The following is a 22,939-nucleotide window of genomic DNA, read 5'->3' as shown; positions in this document are numbered from 1 at the left end:
GCCTGTTTCGCTTCCGTGTCGGTGCATTCCCCTACAGTTACGCGCGTGTTCCTCTTGGACGATCAGGTAATTTACAGCGCCAGCGATCTCGCGGCGGCCGCGTCCTGCGAGTTCGGCCTGCTGAGGCGACTCGACAGCTTGAACGGGCTCGTGCCGCGTGTCGCCGTCGAACCCGATCCGATGCTGGAGCGAACATCAGCACTCGGCCTGGCACACGAACGCACGCAGCTGGCACGGTTCGAAAAGCAGTTTCCGGGCGGAGTGCTGACGATGGAGAGGCCGGGCCGCACCCGTCAAGAACTCGCCGACGCCGACTGGTCGACGTTCACAGCGTTGACCTCCCGCACCCCGGTGCTCTATCAGGCGACCTTCTTCGATGGCCGATTCCTCGGATTCTGCGACTTCCTGGTTGCCGACGGGGATCGCTACGGCGTCTACGACACCAAATTGTCTCGTCATGCAAAGGTTCCGGCTCTACTTCAGTTGGCGGCGTACGCCGACTCATTGCAGCGCGGTGGAATCACGCCGTCCGATCACGTGCATCTGATGCTCGGCGACGGCAGCACTTCGAGCCACACCCTCACCGAAATACTTGCCGTCTATCGGCAGTCCCGCGAGAACCTCCAACGCATACTCGACGAGCATCAGGCGGAGGGGACCGCCGTCGGGTGGGCAGATGCGAAATATTCCGCGTGCGGCCGGTGCGATACCTGCTCGGTGCAGGTCGAGGAACACCGAGACCTGGTTCTTGTTGCGGGTATGCGCAGTTCGGCGCGCGAGCGACTGATCGACGCAGGCATCTCGACGATCGAGGAGCTTGCAGCCTCGGCCGGTCCAGTAAACGGCATGTCGGAGAGAACATCGACGAGTCTGCGGGCACAGGCCGCACTGCAGGTGCGTCAGGAGCGCACCGGCGCCGCCGAATTCGACATCTTCGACGCTCGAGGTCTCGGCTCGATCCCAGAACCGGACCCCGGTGACATCTTCTTCGACTTCGAAGGCGACCCGCTCTGGGCCGATCCGGCAAATCCGAACGACTGGGGTCTGGAGTACCTCTTCGGTGTTCTGAACACGGATTTGTCGTTCGAGCCGTTCTGGGCACACGATCGCAGCCAGGAACGTCAGGCGCTGATCGATTTTCTCGCCTACGTCACGGCCAGGCGCGCCGAATACCCGAACATGCACGTCTACCACTACGCCCCGTACGAGAAGACAGCGCTACTTCGGCTGGCAGGCCGGTACGGCGTCGGCGAGGACGTCGTGGACGACCTGCTGCGACACGAGGTCCTGGTGGATCTGTATCCAATCGTCCGCACGTCGGTTCGCATCGGTGCCAGGTCGTACAGCATCAAGAAGCTCGAACCGCTGTACATGCCCGAGGACAGATCAGGCGATGTCACGAATGCGGCGGCTTCGATCGTCGAGTACGCACACTGGTGCGAGTTCCGCGATGCAGGCGAGGATGCAGCGGCGGCGGAACTGCTGAACGAGATCGCCGAGTACAACCGGACGGACTGCGTCTCGACGATCGAGCTCCGCGATTGGCTTCTCGCCAGGGCCTCCGACGCCGGGGTGACACCCCGCAAGCCGAGCGAACCGGTCGTCGAACGGGAAGACACTGCAACCCCACTGGAAATCTCACTCGGCAAGTACGCCGGCCTGCCCTGGAATCGAACATCGGCTCAGCAGGCGGTTGCCATGTACGCGGGCGCCGTCGGCTTCCACCGACGCGAGCGTAAGCCTTTCTGGTGGGCTCACTTCGACAGACTGACCGACCCTGTCGACGAGTGGTCCGACGCCGCCGACGTCATGAAGATCGATCACGTAGAAATTCTCCACGATTGGATGAAAACCGCACCACGCCAACGAGTTCTCCGTAGAAAATTGAGACTCGTCGGTGAACTGTCCAACGGTGTCATCGGCGGAGTCGGTCATACGGTCAGATTGTTGTACGACAATCCGTCACCCGAGGGGTTGGACAAGCTTCACCCGACCCATCGTGGTTCGTCCATGGCGAAGATCGTCGACGTCGGGTTCGCCGGCACCCGAGATGCCGTCATCGTCGAGGAATCTCTGCGAGCGGGCACCGAGCCGTATTTCGATGCTCCGATAGCGACAGCTCCGGACCGCCCCGTACCCACCGCAAGCCTCGAGTCCGCGATCGAGACCGCCGCCACCGAGGTCGATGACGCGCTGCCCGATCTGCCACTGACCGCCGTGGCCGATCTGATGGCGCTGTCGCCACCTCGAACCACATCGGGCAATCCGCTTCCACCCGTAAACGGAAGCGACTATGCCTCGGCAATCACTGCAGCGCTTCTCGACCTCGACCACTCGTATCTGGCGGTTCAAGGCCCGCCCGGAACCGGAAAGACCTACACCGCATCCAAGGTCATAGCCCACCTTGTGCGCGAGCATCATTGGCGCATCGGAGTTGTCGGACAATCACACATGGTGGTCGACAATCTCCTCGCCACCGTCGTCGAGGCGGGAGTCGACGCCCGATCAGTCGGGAAGAAAGCACCGACCGAACAGACCGTACTGAAGGAAACCGAGTACCCCGGCTTCGTCGCCGACGCAGATCGCGGCTGCGTCATCGGCGGTACAGCGTGGGACTTCTCGCATTCCACCCGGGTAGTGCCAGGGTCGCTCGATCTTCTCGTCATCGACGAAGCCGGCCAATTCTCGCTGGCCAACACCATCGCCGTCGCCGGTGCAGCTCGAAATCTGTTGCTGCTGGGCGATCCACAACAACTACCCCAGGTAAGCCAGGGAACCCACCCCGAACCCGTCGACCGATCAGCGCTCGGTTGGCTCGCTGCCGGACACGGCGCCCTTCCTGCCGATCGCGGCTACTTCCTGGCCACCACGTGGCGTATGCACCCGGCACTGTGCGCGCCGGTATCGGCGCTGGCGTACGAGGGGCGCCTCGAGTCGAACCGCGAGGCGACCGAGTCAAGAAGCCTCGACGGACTCGCCCCCGGCCTGCACACCGTCCTTGTCGATCATCACGGGAACTCGACGAGCTCGCCGGAGGAAGCCGCGGAAATCGCCACTCGTATTCAGGGGCTGATCGGCAACGAGTGGACGGATCCTGCATCGTTCGAAGGGACCCGAGCGCTCGCGGCATCGGACTTTCTCGTCGTCGCCGCATACAACGCGCAGGTCGCCGCCATCCTCGCCCACCTCGCAGAGGTCGGCCTCGACGAGGTGACGGTGGGAACCGTCGACAAGATTCAAGGCCGTCAGGCTCCGGTGGTCCTCGTCTCGATGGCCGCCTCGTCCGTCGACGACGTCCCCCGCGGAATGGGATTTCTGCTCTCACGCAACAGACTGAACGTGGCAATCTCGCGTGGCCAGTGGGCTGCATTTCTCGTCCGGTCCCGCAGCCTCACTCAGCACCTCCCCGCAACCCCCGACGGGCTCGTCACATTGGGAACCTTCATGGCACTGAGTAACAGCGGGCAGGGGAACAGCGGGCAGGGGTAACAGCGGGCATGACTAGCCGAAGTTCTTCGACTCTCCTCGGTAGGTCGGGACCGCAGTCCGTCCACCGTCTGCGTCGATGACGTACAGCGTGTCGAAACGCTCGCACACTTCGCCTGCCTTGGCGTGACGGAACCAGATTCGGTCACCGATCGCGACCGATTCGGCACCACGCAGCGGCGTCTGAACCTCGCCTGCACCTTCGTTTCGGATCAGCTTCAATCCGCCGCGGGTCACCCCGCGCACCGCATTCGAGAACCCGACGGGCAACGGCACTCGCGTAGCCGACACCGGTCCCGAAGCTATGTACCCGCCGCCGAATGCCGTCGCGATCGCTGCGGTGGGCTTGCGGAGAACCGGCAACGCGAAATACAGGGCCGGATTCGACGGAAAAGCCTTGTAGCGGTCGAACAGACCGGGCAGGAAAAGCCCCGACCCGGCGGTGACCTCGGTGACGACGGAGTCCGCCGAGGTCACCTCGAGTGAACCGGTGCCACCACCATTGACAATTTCCAATGGCCCGACAACATCGGTTACTGCGCTGACTACTGCCTGGCGCCGCATCAGAAGCTCCGATGCCGATAGTCGCTTCATCAACTCGACAGCGGGATTCGAGTCCGGCAACCCCGCGATCTGGGCTTCGTAGAACATCACTCCGACGACGTGGAATCCTCGTGCATGCGCGATGCGTGCGAATTCGGCTACCTGAGCCGGCTCACGTAGCGGCGAGCGCCTGACACCGATATGGACGGGACCGATCCGTAGCGAAGCGTCGACATCGATACAGATGCGCGGAGAGAGTCGATCGGAACCGGCTGCGGCTCGAATGATGTCGAGATGTGCAACGTCGTCGACCATGAGAGTGATACGTGCAGACAGCACCGGATCACGGGTGATCGCGGCAAGGGATTGGGTGTCGACGCTCGGATATCCCATGAGGATGTCCTCGACGCCATCGACTCCGTGCCGATCACCGGCGCCTGCGAGCCACACCGCTTCCGCCGTCGAGTACGCCATGATTCCCTGAAACCCTTGCCCTGCAGCCGTATTCGATCCGGCCGTGGATTCGGCAACCGGATCCTTTCCGAGGACACGGCCGAGTATCGCTCGCGATCGCACCGACTTGCTGGCGACCCGAACCGGTAGTGCATTGCTACGCCGTATCAACTCGGACGCGTTGAAGTCCAATGCAACCGAGTCCACGGCAGCGAAAGGTGGTTCCAGGTCCTTGGTGGCCGAAGCGATACGGTCGAGGGCCGCGTCCGGTGTCGCCTTATCGCGTGTGGCTGAGTTGTGGGTGATCCGACCGAGAAGTGACGTCACTGAGCTGTCTTCCTTTTCGTCTACTCGCTACTGCGGGGGGCTGTCAGTCAAGCACCGGGAGCATGGTGTGTCCCAGCGACCGTCACAGATCGACGGCTTTGGCTGCTATCAGACCGGATAGGTCATCGAGCTGCGCGATGACTGCTATCTCGTCTCGGTCCACCAACCAACGCAGGACCATACCGTCGATGACGGCCATGCCGAACCTGGCTACCGCGTCAGGTGGCTCCAGCCATCGGATACCGGTATGGGCGGCGCAGCGCTCGAAGAATTCCAGGGCTTCGGAGTCACGCATGCGGTACTGCCCGGTGGCGATCTGGGCTGCCTGTTCCGAACCGAGTGCGCGGTGGCGCAACAGGTACGTCTTGATCTCGTAGGACAGCAGTTGCCGGTCAGCGGACTGCTCGATGCCGGGCCAGATACCACTCAGGCCGCTGTGCACCAGTTCGCGAAGTCCGCGCACACCGGAGAGTTCGCGTGCATCCACCGCTCGGTCGAATGCGCTGTGCAACGCCCCGGTCACATCGGAGAGCAACCGTTCCCCCATGGCAATGACGAGCGCTTCTTTCGTTTCGAAGCAGTAATAGACAGCGGCCTGGGTGACGCCCGCTTCATCGGCGACACCGCGAACGGTCAACCCCTCGATGCCGACGTGCTCGGCTCGTTGCACCGCAGATGCCACCAAGTGCGTACGGCGCGAATCTGCCGACAACTGGGTCTGCATGCCCACGATAGTAGGCCCAGACAGAGCGATACGTCGGAAAAATTGACCGTGTCGGACGGGCGATCCATAGTTATGCCATGACGGGGCATACATGGAAGAATTGGGCCGGCAATCAGACCGCACATCCAGCGGACTACCTCATGCCGCGAACGATCGACGAGCTCAGGTCGGTGGTCCTGCGGGCGGTCGAATGTGGCCTTCGCGTCAAATGCGTCGGCGCCGGCCATTCGTTCACCTCGATTGCCGTGACCGACGGAGTACAGGTCAGTCTCGACATGCTGTACGGAATCGAATCTGTTGTCCCCGAAGCCGATGGCTCCACCTCGGTCACCGTGCTCGCCGGAACTCGATTGGGGGAGCTGACAGCCCGCCTGTGGGACCTCGGATTGGCGATGACGAATCTCGGCGACATCGACTCTCAATCCGTGGCGGGAGCAATTTCGACAGGTACCCACGGCACCGGTGCACGATTCGGTGGCATCGCCACACAAGTTCGCGCGCTCGAAATACTCACCGCCGACGGGCAGCTGATCAACTGTTCGGCGACGTTCGATACAAACCTCTTCGACGCTGCCCGTGTCGGGCTCGGTGCGCTGGGCATCATCACAAAGGTGACCTTGGCCTGCGAGCCCGCCTTTGCGCTGCACGCCGTCGAGGCACCCGCGACGCTCGATGGAACGCTTGCCCATCTGAACGAGACGGTCTCCGGCGTCGACCACTTCGAGTTCTATTGGTTTCCGCACACCGATCGGGTGCTGACCAAGCGGAACACGCGGCTACCGGCAGACACGCCACTGTCCCCACTCGGATCGGTGCGGGCCTACATCGACGACGAGTTGTTGTCCAACACGGTCTTCGAGGTAGTCAATCGAGCAGTGACCAGGTTTCCCCGTGCGACTCCGCGAATCAACATGTTCTCCGCGCGGGCGCTGTCTGCTCGCGAGTTCACCGACCGTAGCTATCGCGTGTTCGCGTCCTCCCGCACCGTCAGGTTCCGCGAAATGGAGTACGCGATACCGGCAGAATCGGCCACGTATGTGTTGCGCGAAATCGATCGATGGCTGGAGTCTTCTACCGTCACGGTCGCGTTTCCCGTAGAGGTGCGGTTCGCGGCGGGGGACGACATCTGGCTCTCCACCGCCTACGGCCGAGATACCGCCTACATCGCCGTCCATCAGTATCACCGAGTGGACCATCGCGAGTACTTCGACGCGGTCGAAGCGATTGCGCGCAGCGTCGGCGGCAGGCCGCACTGGGGAAAGCTGAACTCGCTTCGGGCCGAAGACTTCGCCGGAGCGTACGAGCACTTCGACGACTTCTGCGACATTCGTGACAAGTTCGATCCGGACAGGTTGTTCGACAACGAGTACCTTCAGCAGCGGTTACGCAAGTAGACGCGGACCGAAACCCAAGGCCCGACGAGAGCACCGCTTATCGTGGAGTGATGTTGAAGCGTGCACTATCCGGTCTCCTCGCGGCAGGAGTGATTCTCGGCGTCGGCGAACTCGTCTCGGTTCCCTTCGGGCCGAACTCCTCTCCGTTCTATGCCGTCGGCTCGGCGGTGGTCGACAACACCCCCGAAGCAGTCCGCGAATGGGCGATCGATACCTTCGGCACCTCGGACAAAACGGCTCTCTTCGTCGGCATGTCGCTGATCATCGCCGCGCTCGCAGCCGTCGCGGGCATGATGCGCGCTCCACGCGGCGCCGTGCTGTTCGCTGGACTCGGCGCCGTCGGGGTGATTGCAGCGCTGACTCGCAGCGGAAGCACCCTGCTCGACGCTGTCCCGACCGTCGCGGGAGTCGCCGTCGGGATCGCCGTGCTGAACGCGCTGATCCGCGCCGCCGAAGCACCCGAACCGGCACAGGGCATGAGCAGACGGAATTTCCTCGGCCTTGCCGTTGCTGCGGGGGCGCTCGCAGTAGTTGCCGGAACCGCCGGCCGGATGATCGGTCAAGCCCGCAGCGTCACGGCCAACCGCCTCGCATTTCTGCTTCCGACCCCGAAACCACAGGCCCCGATCCCGCCCGGCGCCGATCTCAACGCGACGATGGACATCGACGGCTTGGCGTCCTACATCACCCCGAACGAGGACTTCTACCGAATCGACACCGCACTGGCCTTACCGCAAGTGCCATCGGACACCTGGAAACTCCGCATCCACGGCATGGTGGAGCGAGAACTCGAGATCACCTTCGAGGATCTGATGCAACGCGAAGCCGTCGAGAAGACCGTGACCCTGACCTGCGTCTCCAACGTCATCGGTGGCGACCTGATCGGCAATGCCACCTGGATCGGTTACCCGCTGAAAGACCTTCTCGAAGAAGCCGGGATCCAAGACGGCGCCGACATGGTGCTCTCTTCGAGCCACGACGCGTTCACCGCAGGAACCCCACTGGAGGTGCTGCTCGACGGCCGCGACGCCCTTCTCGCAGTCGGTATGAACGGCCAACCACTACCCGTCCGCCATGGCTATCCAGCCAGACTGGTGGTCCCCGGGCTCTACGGCTACGTCTCGGCCACCAAATGGGTCACCGACCTCGAGGTGACACGATTCGACCAGGTCACCGCATACTGGACCGACCGGGGATGGGGCGAACTCGGACCGATCAAGACCGCCTCACGCATCGATACGCCTCGCTCCGGCGGAACGGTCCCGGCAGGAAAGACCATGATCGCCGGCGTCGCCTGGCATCAGCACCTGGGCATTTCCGGAGTCGACGTCCAGATCGACGAAGGCAACTGGATGCCCGCGACGCTGTCCGAGGAATACTCGAAAGACACCTGGCGCCAATGGGTCCTCGAATGGGACGCGCCACCAGGCACTCACACCATTCGTGCACGAGCGACCGACGCGAACGGTGACATCCAAACCTCCATGACCGCCGACACCGTTCCAGACGGCGCAACCGGATACCCGAAGATCTCGGTATCGGTCAGCTGAACGAGGCGCGAATCGAGTTGTCGTACAAGATCTCTCGCTCACGTTCGGTCAAGCCGACCTGATCGGTCAGGGCCGCGAAGTTGTCGTCCACATAACCGCCGAAGTAAGCCGGATCATCCGAATTGACGGTGACCACGAGCCCCCGCTCGATCATCTGACGAATCGGATGATCGGCAAGCGTATCGACGACCTTGAGTCGAACATTCGAAAACGGACAGACAGTCAACGGAATTTCATCTTCGACAAGACGATTCACCAACGCCTCGTCTTCCAAGCAACGAACCCCGTGATCGATACGTTCGGCACCCAGTAGGTCCAACGCCTGCCAGATGTACTCGGCCGGGCCTTCCTCACCTGCATGAGCAACCACATGCAAACCTTCCGCCCGCGCACGCGCGAACACGTCCACGAACAACGAAGGCGGAAAACCCATCTCCGCCGAATCGAGACCGAGGCCGATGATCGGCGCCTTCATCGCCAGCAAATCCTCGAGCAACTTGTTGGCATGCAAGACCGGCTTGTCCCGCAGAATCGAAGCGATCAAACCGCTCGTGACACCGAACTCCCGCTCGCTCGACGCCGCAGCATCGGCCAGACCCTCCACCACCGCCTCCAACGCAACACCCCTGCTGGTGTGGGCCTGAGGATCGAAGAAGACCTCCGCATGCGTGATACCCGCAACCTTGGCACGCGCAAAATATGCCCGCCCGAGATCGGCAAAATCCTCAGCAGTACGCAGCACCGAAGTATTCGCATAATAAAGATCGAGAAACGACTGCAGATCCGTGAACTCGTACAACCCACGCAACTCGTCGATATCCGCATACGGCAACCGAATATCGTTACGCTCCGCGAACTCGAAAATCTGACCAGGCTCCAACGAACCCTCGATATGCATGTGCAATTCAGCGAGAGGCAAACTCATCCAGCCCACACTACCTGCCCGAATATATCGCCTTACCAGGACCGTTCTCCAGAAAACTCTTCACCGCACCGCGTAGATCATCCGACTCGAACAACGCACCCGATACCTCGGACGTGATCTCGTCAGCATGCGCGACACCACCCGAACGCCACGCTGCCACAATCTTTTTCGTGGCAGCGTGAGCCACCGTCGGCCCGGCGGCCAACCGCTCGACCAGGGAACGAGCAGCCGCGTCGACATCGGGGTGGACGGCGTTGACGACGCCCCATTCGCGCATCGTTTCGGCGTCGTACAGATCTCCGGTCATAACGAGCTCGCGAGCGCGACCCGAACCTGCCCGTTCGGCCAAGCGCTGCGGGCCGCCCATCGACGGAGTCAGCCCGACGACGGTTTCGACGAGGCCGAATCTTGCCTTCGGTCCGGCGAGAATGATGTCGCAGGCGAGGGAAATCTCGAATGCCGCGGTCAGGGTCAGACCGTGAGCGGCGTAGACGACCGGGCACGGCAGCGCCTCGAGCGGGTGGGCGATGTCAGCGAAAAGCTGACGCCACATCTCGGCACCCTGCTGCGCGGTGAGGCCCTCGAACACCTTCACATCGACCCCTGCGGAATTGACCTTGCCCTCCGCGCGCAGCAGCACCGCGCGCGGGGGGCGTGCAGTCAGATCAGCTACATCTGCGGCGACGGCGTCGAACATCGCCTGATCGAACAGATTGAGCGGTCCGTGATCGAAAGTCAGGACAGCAACCTCAGCGCCGGCGTCGGTGAAGTATCGAACTAGCGAAGTGGGGTGGTCAGCCATGTGGTTGAGCGTGCCACATCACCCCACGAGCGGAGGTTACCGGCGGGTACATTTCCCGACAGAGCCATACCGCCATCGAGGCCACAAAGGGAAACTGGTGGAGTTCGCAGGTACAGAACGACATCATGAAAGGTCCCATCGGCGCGATCTCGGGCTTCAGGCGCAAAGGCGCACTACTTGAAAGCAGGCCTCGCATAGAACGCCACTGCCACGACGCCGATCAGCAGGACGATGGCAGGCAAGATCAGCGACTGCGCCATCGCCGTCGTGAAGCCGTCCTGCAGCATTTCGGGTACTCGGCCGCTGAATTCATCGGCTCCCGCCGCGTCGGATTCGGGAATCTCCGCTGCCAGCCGAGATTGAATCAGCGCACCGATACCAGCACTCCCGAGGACGGATCCGACCATACGGGTTGTGTTGTAAATGCCGGAGCCTGCGCCGGCCTGGCTCATCGGCAAGTTGCGAGTTGCAGTGGCGGCCAACGGTGACCAGATCAGCGCATTGGCTACCCCCATGACTGCGATCGGTATCAGCAACTTCCAGATCGCAGTCGTCGGCGTCATGACCGAGGCAAACCCAAGGAGTGCGGCGGAGAGCAAGAGCAATCCGGTGGCGGCAAGGTAGCGAGGGTGCATCCGATCCACCAACCGGCCGACATTGGGCGCGAGTGCTCCGGTCAGGATCGCCATCGGTACGAACAACAACGCCGAGCGTGTCGGGCTCAATCCGGTCACGCTCTGTGCGTAGAACATGATGGGAAGCATCATCCCGGACATCGCGAATCCCATGGTCGCGATTCCGACGTTGGAGAGGGAAAAGTTCCGATCACGGAATAGAGCGAGAGGAACGAGTGGTTCGTTCTTGTTCTTGGCCTGCCAGTAGATGAAGACCGCGAACACGATCATCCCTCCAGCGACAAGGCCCCACACGCGTGCATCCCAGTCGTACTTCTGCCCTTCCTGGATGCCGAAGACGATGCAGAACAGCCCGACGGCGCTGAGCACGACGCCGAGAAGATCGAACTTGTGCTCGTGGGTCGGCAACACGGGAACAAACTTGAGCGCCAATGCAATCGCGACGACTCCGACCGGAATATTTATGAAGAAGATCCATTCCCACCCGAGCGTGTCGACGAGGACACCGCCGAGAATTGGACCGACGAGCGTTGCGACGCCTGCGACGGCGCCCCAGGCGCCCATAGCCGTGCCTCGCTTCTCTGCTGGGAACACCCGCGTGATCACTGCCATCGTCTGCGGGGTAATCATCGCCGCGCCGAGGCCCTGCACGGCGCGAGCGGCAATGAGCATCTCGATCGATCCAGAGAGCCCACACCATGCCGAGGCCATGGTGAATACGACCAGGCCTGCGATGTACAGCCTGCGGGGCCCGAATCGGTCACCGAGACGGCCGGTGACCAACAACGGCACCGCATAAGCAAGCAAGTAGGCGCTGGTAACCCAGATGACGTTGTTGATATCGGTCTGCAGCCCTTGCAGAATCGCCGGCTGCGCGACAGCAACAATGGTGGTGTCGACGAGGATCATGAAAAACCCCAGACACAGCGCCCACAGCGTCGGCCACGGCTTGATCTCGGTATCGTGTTGCGCTACAACGGTATTCATTGAACCTTCCCAGTTGTGTGCGCCACGCTCGCTCGCCTCTGTGCCATATCGGCCGCCTTACCTTCCGTCAGCCATAGCGTCTCGCCGCTGTGTACGTCAGCGAAGATTGCCTCCAACCAGCGCACCTCCACTGCGATCGTCGCGCGCATGCAGCCCACTCCACATGGAAAATTTGCGGGGTTCTACGTGAGCGCTGAACACTTAGGATCTCCGCGAGTTCGACACCCTCGGCATACTTCCGTTCGATCCGGGGGCGCGGCCGCGAAAAAGCCTGCACTGCATCGATATTGTGAATCTCCGACTCCGCCGGCACGAACTGTGGATACTCGAGGGCTGAGTCCTCGACGATGCGCGAAATTCATTCGATCGAAGCGACACGGCCCGCCGCGGCTACCTTGTACTTGGTTCGCTCCGGCCGATTGCCTTCGTTTCAGTACCCATAGCGTGCAGAAGATCCTGTTCCGCCGATCGATCGATGGCGTGATACCGCGACCCCGGTCGAACTTTTGACGATGAGATCCTCCTGGCACGACACCAGTAACTGATACATCTCATACGGGTACATCGGCCGTTCGACCAGCAGCGCGAGCACTGCCACTCCCAGTGGCGTCAGCACCTTGGCAAATATTTACCCCTCGATCTCCCAACTGAAATATTCCAGTTGGGAGAATAGCGCACAGTGGGTCCAAACAGCACAAAGGCCGGATACGCGAAGATTTCTCTTCGTGTATCCGGCCTTTGAAAACTCGGAGTCGGACAGCTTAAGCCGTCAGCATTTCCGGGTGGCGATCCTTTAGGGGGATCAGATAGCGCGAACGCCGGTGGCCTGGGGGCCCTTCTGGCCCTGTCCAACCTCGAACTCCACGCGCTGACCCTCGTCGAGAGACTTGAAGCCAGTTCCCTGGATCTCGGAGTAATGAACGAACACGTCAGGTCCGCCACCATCCTGCTCGATGAAGCCGAAGCCCTTTTCGCCGTTGAACCACTTAACACTGCCCTGCGTCATACCGTAAACCTTCTGTAGCGAGCTGGACCTTCACGTCGAAGCTCCAATCTCACTCACGATCATGCCATTCATTTGGCATTTGCGATACGCCGGGGTCAAAAAAGTCTTAAAACTTATTTCTCGGCGGGCCCGGATACCCTTGGAACGGTGGATTCACATCATCACGACATTGTCCGACTTGCCTGGTCCCGACGCCTCCGGCTGCCCGACGCGGCTCTGAAGCCCGGCATCCGATATCTGCAGGTAGATCCCGATGCGACCGAGGTCACGTTCCTGCGCCTAGGGGACGCGAGCGCCCTAGTAGGGCCGGAGCAGGTGTTGGAGGCCGCAGAACACCGATCCGACGACGAGCTGGCCGAGCGTGGCACTCTCTCGCTACTGGATTCCTCGGTGTCCGGCCGCAGTCGCGGACCCATCGTCTTGTCCTATGCCGCCGACATCGGCACGACCATCGAACTTCACGACCCACTCATTTCCCACGACCTCGGGCACGTTCTCGCACTGGACGCCCTGTGCGCGCCGGATGACGTGCTCAGTGCAGATCTGACACGCAAGCGGTCGTGGTTCACTCTCCTCTCCGACGATCGCCCGGCAGAGTCCGCCGCGTCCCTGTCCTGCGCGGCGTATCTCGAATGGGAAGGCATTCTCGCCGACGTCGGCGTTCTGACGGCGCCGCTCGCGCGCCGCCGCGGCAACGCTCAGGTCGTCGCACGGCTCGCAACGAACGACGCGATAGACGAGGGACTGATCCCGCAGTGGCAGACAAGCGCAGAGAACGGGACCGCCCGCAGGCTCGGTTCGCGGCTCGGATACGAAGAATGGGGCGTGTTCACCTCCGTCGAGCTGGGGAACTACGTAACGTTGGATTCATGAGCTACGTCGAACCCGGCAAGGAATTCAACAGAGACACCAACTACATCGAAACGCGGATAACCGCCGATGGTCGTGACGGCTACCCCGTAGAACCCGACCGCTACCGGCTCGTCGCGGCCAGGGCCTGCCCCTGGGCGCACCGATCGATCATCGTTCGTCGCCTGCTCGGGCTCGAGGACGTATTGTCGCTTTCGATTCCCGGCCCTACGCACGACGCGCGCAGTTGGAACTTCGACGAGGAGCCCGGTGGCGTAGATCCAGTGCTGAAGATCGAACGTTTGCAGGAGGCTTACTTCGCTCGCTTCCCCGACTATCCGCGCGGCATCACCGTGCCCGCAATGGTCGAGATCTCCACCGGCGAGGTCGTCACCAACAACTATCCGCAAATGACACTCGATTTTTCCACCGAGTGGAAGCAGTACCACCGCCCGGGCGCACCGGATCTGTATCCCAAGGCACTGCGCGCCGAGATCGACGAAGTGGCCCAGCGCGTATTCACCGAGGTGAACAACGGTGTGTACCGCTGTGGTTTCGCCGGATCGCAAGAGGCATACGAAAATGCATACGACCGGCTGTTCACCGCCCTCGACTGGCTCGCCGGACGTTTGAGCGGCCAGCGCTATCTCGTCGGCGACACCATCACCGAAGCAGATGTCCGCCTGTTCACCACGCTTGTGCGGTTCGACCCGGTTTACCACGGCCACTTCAAATGCAACCGCAGCAAACTCAGCGAGATCCCGGTCCTGTGGAATTACGCGCGCGATCTGTTCCAAACACCGGGCTTCGGTGACACTGTCGACTTCGACCACATCAAGCGGCACTACTACCTCGTGCACACCGATATCAACCCGACGGGCATCGTGCCCGAGGGCCCGTATCTGCACGGCTGGCTGGAGCCGCACGGACGCGAATCACTCGGTGGTCGACCGTTCGGCGAGGGCACCGCCCCTTCGCCACCCAAGGCCGAAGAAACGGTGCCCGCCGATCATTGGGTTCCGCAGTAGGTCACGAAACTCCAGTAGACGCCCTCGAGGTCGCGGCAAGTCCTACGGCGCGAACCCGAACTCGGCCGTGAACTTGACGATCAGATGTCGCCGGCTCCATCGAACGTTCTGGGCTACCTCACCCACCCGTGCCTAACCACCCGACCCGACCAACTGCCGCCATTCCTCGGCGAGCGTCGGATCGATGGGTTGTTCTTCCAGATTGCGAGCCAAAATCTCGTCGACCACGTCGAACCGTCTGTCCCAGTCTTCGGTCGCGGCGACTCGATCGAGGAGCTCGCCCGCGCCTGACATGACTTCGCCGAGGTCGACCATCCAGTCACCGAGCGCGGCAGTGGGGATCCCGAACAGTGCACGGGCACCGGCGGGGTGAACGACAGCTGAATCCCGTGTTGATTGCCGTCGTGCGCGATGGTGACAGGTACAGCGGAGATACCACTGGCAAGTGTCTCGAAAGCGCAGGCACCCTGTCGTGGCGAATCCGCGATCTCGAGCTTGGGTCCGATGGCGATGATCACAGTCAGATACGGACTCGGCATCCCGATATGCTCGCCGGGCTCGTAACCCGACAGTCGATATCCGCTGTACGACGCGACATACGGACGCAGCCGAGCACTCGGGGTCCCGCGCGCGCCCTCGGATACACCGGCCACCACTGCAGGGTAGAACCGAATGCGAACGGGTACCAGCGCTCGACGACCGAAAACCAAAGAATTCACATCGATCGGAGTGCGGATGGCGAGCAAGGACAAGAACAAGGATCAGGTCGAGATGATCAAGGAGGGCGGTCGCCTCGAACAGGCGCTCGTGAAGATCCTCGACCACGGCAGCAGGATCCAGGGACCGGCCGTCGAGAAGTACGTCGGGTACATGCGTCGAGCCCATCCGGACGACACTCCCGCGCAGCTGATCGAACGCCTGGAGAATCGCTTTCTGCTCGCGGTGACCGGAAGCGGAAGCGCAGTGGGTGGCGCCGCAGCGGTACCGGCGATCGGGACCGTCACTGCCCTTGCTGCAGTCGGTGCAGAGACAGCGTTCTTCATCGAATCTTCCGCGCTGTTGACGCTGTCGGTGGCCTCGGTGCACGGTATCGCGGTCCACGACCACCAGCAGCGACGTGCGCTCGTTCTGTCGGTCGCGCTCGGCGAATCGGGAATGCAGATCGTGCAGAAGACCGTCGGGACCAGCGCACGCAACTGGGGATCGCTCGTCACCTCTCGCATTCCCGGTGGCGCGATGACCAACATGAACAAGTCACTCGCCAAGAAGTTCGTCTCCAAGTATTTCGCCAAACGAAGCGCGCTGCTGTTCGGCAAACTTCTGCCTGCCGGAATCGGCGCGGTGATCGGCGGAACAGGCAACCGCGTGATCGGCAAAGGCGTCATCAAGAATTCGCGCGAAGCTTTCGGACCAGCACCCCGCGCGTGGCCGGAAACCCGGATCATCGAGCCGGATCGGTAAGTCCGCAGGAATTACAGCCGTACGGAGCGGTGTTGGTCATGAACATGACCATCACCGCTACACCTGAGCTCGGCACGATCGGCATCTGGCGCCACTATTCGGGGATCCCGCCCGAGTTGGCCCACATGATCGAAGGAGCCGGCTACGGCGCCATCTGGCTCGGCGGCTCCCCGCCTGCGGATCTGGCCTCGGCCGAGGAGGTTCTCGATGCAACCGAGTCGATCGTCGTGGCGACCGGGATAGTCAACATCTGGTCTGCAGCTGCACCGGAGGTCGCCGAATCGTTCCACCGCATCGAGAAGAAACACCCCGGACGATTCCTGCTCGGTGTCGGCGCGGGGCACCCGGAGGCAACGCAGGAATACCAGAAGCCGTACGAGGCACTGGTCGACTATCTCGATGCTCTCGACGAGGGCGGGGTACCCATCGGACGTCGGGTACTCGCGGCATTGGGACCGAAGGTGCTGAAGCTGTCCGCAGACCGCACCGCCGGAGCCCACCCCTATCTGACGACTCCCGAACATACGGCCGAGGCTCGGGCGATTCTGGGACCGGACAAAGTCCTCGCCCCCGAGCACAAGGTCGTCCTCGACACCGATCCCGAACGGGCCCGAGACATCGGGCGTCCACCGGTGAACAATCCGTACCTGCACCTGCGGAACTACACCAACAACCTCGAGCGCCTCGGATACTCCAAAGAGGAGATCGGCGACGGCGGCAGCGACCGGTTGATCGATGCCCTTGTCGCCCATGGAGATGCGGCCGCGATCGCCCATCGACTCGGCCAACACATCGACGCCGGTGCCTCTCACGTCATCGTGCATGCCTTGCCGGACAAGGCAGATCCGTCGGAGGTATATCGCGAGGTTGCTGCCGCGTTTCTCTGAGCGCTCGCAAACGTCGTAACCTGAACCCGGGGTCGGGAAGTTCACTCGATCCCGGGTAGCTCACGTACGACGATCCGGGGGAATCGAATCCATGACAGGCGGCTACGCAGGGGCGAACGGCTTCGCTGTCCACGCATTGCAAGCGCAAGGTCTCACCAAGGCCTTCGGCTCGATTCGCGCAGTGTCCGACCTCAGCTTCGTGGTTCCACGCGGATCCATCACAGGATTTCTCGGCCCCAACGGATCCGGTAAGACCACGACGCTGCGGATGCTGCTCGGCCTGACGAAACCGAGCGCCGGGGTCGGCCTGGTGGCCGGTGCACCGTTCTCCGCTCTGAGCCACCCGGCTCGCGCCGTCGGTGCCGTCCTCGATTCACGCAGTCTGCATCCCAAGCGCACCGCGGCCGGCCACCTCCGCATCTTCACCGCGTCGATCGGTGTGCCCGACAGCCGCGCCGACGACGTTCTCCGACTCGTCGGCCTCGGGGACGCGACCAACCGTCAGGTCGGCGGATTCTCCCTCGGAATGCGTCAGCGACTAGCCTTGGCGACGGCGCTCCTGGGCGATCCCGAAATTCTGGTGCTCGACGAGCCTGCCAACGGTCTCGACCCCGAGGGAATCGCCTGGCTCCGCGACTTTCTGAAGTCCTACGCGGCAGGCGGAAGAACCGTACTCATCTCCAGCCACCTACTCCGCGAGGTCGAGGCGACGGTCGACAATCTGGTGATCATCAGCGGCGGTGCATTGATGTATCAGGGTGGGATCGATCAGCTTCGTGCCTCGCGGCCGAGCCGAACGCTCGTTGCCGTGTCGGATCCGGCGGCTCTTGCCCTGGCACTTGCATCCAACGGAATCACGAACGCACAACTACTTCCCGACGGCCGGCTCGGCGTCGCCGGGAGCGACACGGACACCGTCACGCGCATAGCATCGGAGTCCGGGTTGACCGTCTTCGGTGCTTCCTACGAGCACGCGGACCTCGAGCAAGTATTTCTTTCGATGACTGCCGGGCAGTACACCGCAACGCCCGCGGGCAGTATCGGAACGCCTGGGTACGGACCTCCTCCTGGTTATCCCCAACCCGCAGGTAATCCCCAGCCCCCTGGTTACGCCCCTCCCCTGGGTTATGGCCCGCAACTGCAACACGGGGCACCGCACGCCGGCCCGTCTCCCTGGGACGGGGGTCGACGATGACTACGTTGATCACCTCCGAGATACGCAAGGTGACCACCCTCAAATTCTGGTGGGCGCTGGCCATACCACCGGTGTTCGTCGGGATCTGCGCCAGCGCGATCGCCGCGTCGATAGCCAATTCCACCTCCGACTACGAGTTCGAACTGTCGGGCGGCTTCGGAATCGTGGGGCTCTACGTCGCCCTCGGGTTCACGATGATGTTCGTCGCGGTGTTCGGAGCGGTGAACGGCGGCACCGAATTCCGGTACGACACGATCACCACATCATTTCTGACCTCGACGAGTCGTGACCGCGTCATCGCCGCCAAGCTGGGTGTCACCGCTCTGTTCGCACTCGGATACGGCCTCCTGGTCGAGATCGTCAGCCTGGTGTGCCTGTTGCTGTTCTCGAGCGAACCTTTCGTGCTGTCCGGCGCGGTGATCGGCATGCTTGCCATGGGGTTGTTCGCCGTCGTCGTCTGGTCCTCGATCGGTGCGGGTCTCGGACTACTGATGGGTTCACCGACCTGGCCCGCGATCATCATCGTCGCGTGGTATCCGATCGGCGAACTCGTTGCGACCTCGATAGTGTCGGGTATCGGCCTCGGCAACATCTCGGTGGTGACGCCGTCGGCGCTCACTCTCGCGACGGTCAGTGTGGGCGAGGTCGAAAGCGAATTCTTCATGCCCTGGCCGGTGGCGCCGTTCGGCCTGCTCGTGTGGGGTCTCGCCATTGCCGGTGCCGGATGGCTGCGGACCAGGGAACGCGATATCAGCTGAGAATCGTGTCGGTAGCGCGGTCTACCTTTGACAGTGATGTCGACTATCGGTAGCGCCCAACGACCGGTGAGAAGATCCCCTGGCTGGATCCGCCGCCTCGGAGCTCAATGCTGGATTCATCGCCGTACAGCCGCAGGTGCGTTGGCGGTCACCATGATCGCCGCCGTCATCGATATCTCGTTCCCGCTGCTCACACGCATCGCGATCGACGACGCAAGTGCAGGCGAGGGCAGCACAATCGGCGCCATCGCCATAGCGATCGGTGGACTCGGCGTCATTCGGTTCGGCTGCCAGTTCGGTCGACGATTCCTGGCCGGCCGACTGTCCATCGACGTCCAACACGATCTGAGGCTCGGTCTACTCGCGTCGCTGCAACGCCTGGACGGTCGACGCCAGGACGACATCAGAACCGGGCAGGTCGTCTCGCGGACCATCACCGATCTGCAACTCGTTCAGGGGTTGCTGGCGATGATGCCGTTGTCGGCCGGGGCATTGCTGCAGTTCGTCCTCGCCCTGGTCGTGATGGCCTATCTGTCGCCACTCTTGACCGTCGTAGCACTGTTGATCGTTCCTGCAGTATCGATCGTCGTCTATCGCATTCGGCCCACGCTGTATGCGGCAACATGGTCGGCGCAACAACGAGCGGGCGACCTTGCCCAGCACGTCGAGGAAACCGTGACCGGAGTACGCGTCGTCAAAGGTTTCGGGCAGGAAGCCCGAGCGGTCGACCGGCTCGAGAACCTGAGCCGCACACTCTTCGCCGAACGAATGCGCTCGGCCAGAATCAACTCCCGATTCACTCCGTCGATGGCGGCAATCCCCCAACTGGGACTCGTCGGCGTCATCGCACTCGGCGGCTACCTCGCCATGACCGACCACATCACTATCGGCACCTTCCTCGCCTTCGCGACGTACGTGGCAACGCTGTCGGCGGTAACCCGCACGCTGTCCTCGGTCATCATCATGGCGCAACTCTCCCGAGCCGCCGTCGAGCGCGTCTACGAGGTCATCGACACCGAGCCTTCGGTCCCCGAGCCTGAGAATCCCACCCACCTCCCCGACGGGCCACTGGGAGTGGACCTCTCCGCCGTGACCTTCGGCTTCGAGGAAGAACGCGACGTGCTTCGATCCTTCGATCTCACCGTCGCGCCGGGAGAAAGCGTCGCGATAGTCGGGCACGCGGGCTCAGGAAAGACCGCACTGTCGCTACTGCTCCCCCGCTTCTACAGCCCCCGAATCGGCTCGGTTGCGCTGACGTCGCACGGGAGAAGATTCGACGTCGCCGACATCAGCGCCGAGCAACTCCGCGGAGCCGTCGGTCTCGTCTTCGACGAACCGTTTCTTTTCTCGGACACCATTGCCGCGAATATCGCGCTCGGCCGACCCGACGCCACTGCCGAGGACATCACCCGCGCGGCAACTCTGGCCGAAGCATCCTCGTTCATCGACGCCTTGCCAGACGGGTACGACTCGGTCGTCGGCGAACGTGGCCTCACCCTGTCCGGCGGGCAGCGGCAACGGATCGCACTGGCCAGAGCGCTCCTGACCGATCCGCGGATCCTCGTCCTGGACGACGCAACTTCGGCAGTCGATGCGACCACCGAGGCAGCGATATTCGATGCACTTCGCGCTGGGCGTGAGAGAACAACCCTGATACTCGCGCACCGACGCTCGACGCTGACCCTGGCAGACCGAGTGGCAGTACTCGACGACGGCCGCATCATCGATTTCGGGACGGTCGCCGAATTGGACGAGCGCTGCCCACTGTTCCGCCTGCTGCTCGCAGACGGAGAAGGCCCTCGAGACATACCCACCATCGAACGAAGTGCCGAGCCGACCGAGTCGATGCTGTGGCCCGAACTCGAAAAGTCGGTCGATTCCGTCTCCCACCGCACCCCGACCGCACCCGCGGGCAGGGGCCGGCCGACATCGGGCTCACTCGGCCAGGTCGCATCGACGCCACAGCTGCAAGCTGCAGTTGATGCGTTACCACAGGCAACCGAGGATCCGCATGCCTCCGATGCGGAGATACGAGCCGCGGACCCACAATTTCGACTCTCGCGTCTACTGAAACCCGTCCGACTCCTTCTTGCCACAGTCGTGGTGTTACTGGCGCTCGACTCACTTTCGGCGATTGCTTTTCCGTCGATCGTGCGTTTCGCCGTCGACGACGGAGTCAGCCGTGGGAATGCGGGTGCACTGTGGGCCGCGACAGCACTCGGCGTCGTACTCGCAGCAGTGGGATGGTTCGTCATCGCCGCGACCACCATGATCACCGCACGGGCCGGAGAACGAGTCCTGTTCGGTTTACGGGTCAAGAGCTACGCGCACATCCAAAGACTCGGCTTGGACTACTACGAACGCGAACTCTCCGGCCGCATCATGACTCGGATGACGACCGACGTGGACGCGCTGTCGTCGTTCATCCAGACCGGTGCATCCACCGCCGTCGTCTCACTGCTCACCGTGATCGGCATCGCTGCTGCACTCCTGGTCACCGATCTGACGCTCGGACTCGTCGCACTCGCGGTGGTCCCACCGCTGATACTCGCGACGATCATCTTCCGCAAGGTCTCCGCCGTCGCGTACTCCCAATCCCGCGAGCGAATCTCTACCGTCAACGCCGACTTCCAGGAAAACGTCGCCGGGCTTCGGTCCGCACAGGCCTACCGTCGCGAAGAGTTCGCCGCACTGCAGTTCGCCGAACGTGCCGATCGATACCGTCGGAGCCGGATGCGCTCTCAGCGAGCGATCTCGGTGTTCTTCCCTTTCATCACTCTGCTCTCGGACGTGGCATTGGCCTTCGTCGTCTTCGTCGGGGCCCATCAGGTCGCGACCGGTTCGACTTCGGCAGGCACCTTCGTCGCGTTCGTGCTCTACCTCGGTCTACTCTTCGGACCGATCCAGCAGCTGTCCCAGGTTTTCGACGGTTACCAACAGGCCAGTGTGGGTGTGAGCCGGATCGGCGACCTGTTGCGTACGCCGAGTTCCATCGAGGCCGGTTCGGACACCGACACCGTCCCGATCGAGGGCGGTCAGTTGCGAAGCGATGTTCATCTCGACAATGTGAGCTTTCGCTACGCAGGTGCCGAGACCGATGCACTCACTGAGGTCAATCTCACAATTCCACTGGGAACCACAGTTGCACTCGTCGGCCAAACCGGCGCCGGCAAGTCGACGGTCATCAAATTGCTGGCCCGTTTCTACGATCCGACGTCAGGTTCGGTTCGTGTGGGAGGCACCGATCTGCGTCGATATCGACTCTCCGAATACCGTCGCCGACTCGGAGTCGTACCGCAGGAAGCGCACCTGTTCACCGGCGATGTAGCAAGCAACATCGCCTTCGGACGCCCCGATGCGAGCCGCGCCGACATCGAATCCGCCGCCCGCGCAGTCGGGGCTTTGGACATCATCGCCGGACTTCGCGGTGGCATGTACCAGCCGGTCGGTGAGCGCGGACAGGGCTTGTCCGCCGGCCAAAGACAGTTGATCGCGCTGGCCAGAGCCGAGTTGGTCGACCCCGACCTGTTGCTCCTCGACGAGGCGACAGCCACGCTCGACCCGGCTACCGAGCGCATAGTTCTCACGGCGAGTGACGCCGTGCTCCGCAAGCGGACCTCGGTCGTCGTTGCGCACCGGCTGGCGACTGCGGCACGCGCCGACATGATCGTCGTCGTGGACTCCGGACGTATCGTCGAGGTAGGTACACACGATCGGTTACGCACTCACGGCGGCTTCTACACACAGCTGTGGAATGCGGCCGAAACACGCGGAGGGAATACACCGATAGACCGAGCAGTCATCAGCAATGAAGCCGATAGTTACTCGTGAGTACTTATCACGGCTCCGTCCCGGGCGCTAGCACGTACCGGGAGCGGGTTAGCCTGGCTATGTACGCGCGTTGATCGGGAACGAAGAGAAGAGACGAG

General features: G+C 62.5%; 17 protein-coding genes. 10 read left to right on the top strand and 7 right to left on the bottom strand.

From position 1 onward, the window contains the following. The first annotated feature begins 45 nt into the window (after positions 1-45). A complete protein-coding gene (locus tag E5720_RS15250; protein WP_136171348.1) occupies positions 46-3,489 on the top strand; it encodes a bifunctional RecB family nuclease/DEAD/DEAH box helicase in 3,444 nt (1,147 codons plus the stop codon). A 12-nt stretch (positions 3,490-3,501) separates the two neighbouring features. On the opposite strand, the gene E5720_RS15245 is transcribed toward E5720_RS15250, so the two are convergent. Together E5720_RS15245 and E5720_RS15240 are read right to left on the bottom strand one after the other, a co-directional pair. After that, entirely contained in the window at positions 3,502-4,788 is a 1,287-nt protein-coding gene (locus tag E5720_RS15245) for an alanine racemase (RefSeq protein ID WP_136172727.1), read from the bottom strand. Positions 4,789-4,891: 103 nt separating this feature from the next. Then, positions 4,892-5,533: a TetR/AcrR family transcriptional regulator gene (locus E5720_RS15240; RefSeq protein WP_136171347.1), complete on the bottom strand. Its 642-nt coding sequence runs from the start codon at positions 5,531-5,533 to the stop codon at positions 4,892-4,894. A 77-nt stretch (positions 5,534-5,610) separates the two neighbouring features. Between E5720_RS15240 and E5720_RS15235 the strand changes: the two genes are divergently transcribed. Beyond that, entirely contained in the window at positions 5,611-6,927 is a 1,317-nt protein-coding gene (locus tag E5720_RS15235) for a D-arabinono-1,4-lactone oxidase (RefSeq protein ID WP_136171346.1), read from the top strand. Between the two features lie 50 nt (positions 6,928-6,977). Next, complete coding sequence (locus tag E5720_RS15230; RefSeq protein ID WP_136171345.1) at positions 6,978-8,477, top strand: molybdopterin-dependent oxidoreductase; 1,500 nt, start codon at positions 6,978-6,980, stop codon at positions 8,475-8,477. Here E5720_RS15230 and E5720_RS15225 read toward each other — a convergent pair. From E5720_RS15225 to E5720_RS15210, 4 genes are all read right to left on the bottom strand, one after another. Beyond that, positions 8,470-9,402 (bottom strand): adenosine deaminase, encoded by a 933-nt coding sequence (locus E5720_RS15225; protein WP_136171344.1) that lies wholly within the window; start codon positions 9,400-9,402, stop codon positions 8,470-8,472. The genes E5720_RS15230 and E5720_RS15225 overlap by 8 nt on opposite strands. Positions 9,403-9,412: 10 nt before the next feature. Further along, the gene (locus tag E5720_RS15220) at positions 9,413-10,204 is read right to left on the bottom strand and encodes an enoyl-CoA hydratase/isomerase family protein (RefSeq protein ID WP_136171343.1); all 792 of its coding nucleotides are present in this window, start codon (positions 10,202-10,204) and stop codon (positions 9,413-9,415) included. 173 nt (positions 10,205-10,377) lie between these two features. Then, positions 10,378-11,826, bottom strand: a complete 1,449-nt coding sequence (locus E5720_RS15215) for a DHA2 family efflux MFS transporter permease subunit (protein ID WP_136171342.1) — start codon at positions 11,824-11,826, stop codon at positions 10,378-10,380. An 802-nt stretch (positions 11,827-12,628) separates the two neighbouring features. Further along, positions 12,629-12,832, bottom strand: coding sequence for a cold-shock protein (locus E5720_RS15210; RefSeq protein WP_068369974.1), 204 nt, complete (start codon positions 12,830-12,832; stop codon positions 12,629-12,631). A 147-nt stretch (positions 12,833-12,979) separates the two neighbouring features. Between E5720_RS15210 and E5720_RS15205 the strand changes: the two genes are divergently transcribed. Both E5720_RS15205 and E5720_RS15200 read left to right on the top strand, forming a co-directional pair. Beyond that, positions 12,980-13,705, top strand: a complete 726-nt coding sequence (locus E5720_RS15205) for a GNAT family N-acetyltransferase (protein ID WP_136171341.1) — start codon at positions 12,980-12,982, stop codon at positions 13,703-13,705. Continuing rightward, positions 13,702-14,709, top strand: a complete 1,008-nt coding sequence (locus tag E5720_RS15200; RefSeq protein ID WP_136171340.1) for a glutathione S-transferase C-terminal domain-containing protein — start codon at positions 13,702-13,704, stop codon at positions 14,707-14,709. The genes E5720_RS15205 and E5720_RS15200 overlap by 4 nt, the downstream gene beginning before the upstream one ends. A gap of 132 nt (positions 14,710-14,841) precedes the next feature. Here the strand turns inward: E5720_RS15200 and E5720_RS22055 are convergent, their stop codons facing one another. Beyond that, positions 14,842-15,024, bottom strand: a complete 183-nt coding sequence (locus E5720_RS22055) for a hypothetical protein (RefSeq protein ID WP_247595979.1) — start codon at positions 15,022-15,024, stop codon at positions 14,842-14,844. 456 nt (positions 15,025-15,480) lie between these two features. Here E5720_RS22055 and E5720_RS15190 point away from each other — a divergent pair, with 456 nt between their 5' ends. The 5 genes from E5720_RS15190 to E5720_RS15170 all read left to right on the top strand — a co-directional run bounded on the left by E5720_RS15190 (position 15,481) and on the right by E5720_RS15170 (position 22,841). Further along, a complete protein-coding gene (locus E5720_RS15190; protein ID WP_168708432.1) occupies positions 15,481-16,170 on the top strand; it encodes a hypothetical protein in 690 nt (229 codons plus the stop codon). A 44-nt stretch (positions 16,171-16,214) separates the two neighbouring features. Further along, the gene (locus E5720_RS15185; protein WP_210730060.1) at positions 16,215-17,057 is read left to right on the top strand and encodes an LLM class F420-dependent oxidoreductase; all 843 of its coding nucleotides are present in this window, start codon (positions 16,215-16,217) and stop codon (positions 17,055-17,057) included. 91 nt (positions 17,058-17,148) lie between these two features. Beyond that, the gene (locus tag E5720_RS15180; RefSeq protein WP_136171337.1) at positions 17,149-18,252 is read left to right on the top strand and encodes an ATP-binding cassette domain-containing protein; all 1,104 of its coding nucleotides are present in this window, start codon (positions 17,149-17,151) and stop codon (positions 18,250-18,252) included. Beyond that, positions 18,249-19,010 (top strand): ABC transporter permease, encoded by a 762-nt coding sequence (locus E5720_RS15175; protein ID WP_136171336.1) that lies wholly within the window; start codon positions 18,249-18,251, stop codon positions 19,008-19,010. The genes E5720_RS15180 and E5720_RS15175 overlap by 4 nt, the downstream gene beginning before the upstream one ends. A gap of 36 nt (positions 19,011-19,046) precedes the next feature. After that, complete coding sequence (locus E5720_RS15170; RefSeq protein WP_136171335.1) at positions 19,047-22,841, top strand: ABC transporter ATP-binding protein; 3,795 nt, start codon at positions 19,047-19,049, stop codon at positions 22,839-22,841. Positions 22,842-22,939 lie beyond the last annotated feature (98 nt).

The organism is Rhodococcus sp. PAMC28707, assembly GCF_004795915.1.
Lineage (GTDB): Bacteria > Actinomycetota > Actinomycetes > Mycobacteriales > Mycobacteriaceae > Rhodococcoides.
The sequence above is the reverse complement of the archived record's forward strand: the minus strand, read 5'-3'. Positions and strand labels throughout refer to the sequence as shown.